The sequence below is a fragment of the Treponema sp. R6D11 genome, from assembly GCF_054786075.1.
Map to the genome: position 1 here is coordinate 1 of NZ_BDHD01000932.1, position 443 is coordinate 443.

Annotated in this window: 1 protein-coding gene; it reads left to right on the forward strand. The window is 68.2% G+C overall.

All coding sequences use genetic code 11. The features are described 5' to 3' along the window. Positions 1 to 443 (forward strand): hydantoinase B/oxoprolinase family protein (locus ACYVTD_RS16865; RefSeq protein WP_461248802.1); only part of this gene is annotated, 443 nt, incomplete at both ends.

The window sequence follows — 443 nt, forward strand, 5'->3', positions numbered from 1 at the left end:
ACGCGGCCCTGGTGGTGCGCGAGGACCTGCGGCCCGGCGACGCCATTCCCGGCCCGGCCATCATCGCCGAGCGCAATGCCACCACGGTGGTCGAGCCCGGCTGGCTGGCGCGGCTCACGGCGCTGGACCATCTGGTGCTGGACCGCGTGGTCGCGCGCAAGGCCGAGTACGCGGCCGGCACCTCGGTGGACCCGGTGCTGCTGGAGGTCTTCAACAACCTGTTCATGAACATCGCCGAGCAGATGGGCCTGCAGCTGCAGAACACGGCCTACTCGGTGAACATCAAGGAACGGCTGGACTTCAGCTGCGCGCTGTTCGACGCCGAGGGCCATCTCATCGCCAATGCGCCGCACATGCCCGTGCACCTGGGCTCCATGGGCGAGAGCATCCAGACGGTGATCCGCAAGAACGCCGGGCGCATGGCCCAGGGCGATGTCTATGTG